Below are 400 nucleotides of genomic sequence, written 5' to 3' on the forward strand. Positions count from 1 at the left end.
CGGTAATACGAAGGGGGCTAGCGTTGCTCGGAATTACTGGGCGTAAAGGGAGCGTAGGCGGACATTTAAGTCAGGGGTGAAATCCCGGGGCTCAACCTCGGAATTGCCTTTGATACTGGGTGTCTTGAGTATGAGAGAGGTATGTGGAACTCCGAGTGTAGAGGTGAAATTCGTAGATATTCGGAAGAACACCAGTGGCGAAGGCGACATACTGGCTCATTACTGACGCTGAGGCTCGAAAGCGTGGGGAGCAAACAGGATTAGATACCCTGGTAGTCCACGCCGTAAACGATGATTGCTAGTTGTCGGGATGCATGCATTTCGGTGACGCAGCTAACGCATTAAGCAATCCGCCTGGGGAGTACGGTCGCAAGATTAAAACTCAAAGGAATTGACGGGG

1 rRNA gene (cut by a window edge) is annotated in these 400 nt (G+C 51.5%); it reads left to right on the forward strand.

From position 1 onward, the window contains the following. Nucleotides 1–400: ribosomal RNA gene (locus tag ACK4SC_RS11670) — 16S ribosomal RNA — on the forward strand; its annotated part runs 476 nt beyond the window's last position; the annotation flags it as partial.

This window comes from Microcella sp. (genome assembly GCF_046293215.1).
Lineage (GTDB): Bacteria > Actinomycetota > Actinomycetes > Actinomycetales > Microbacteriaceae > Microcella.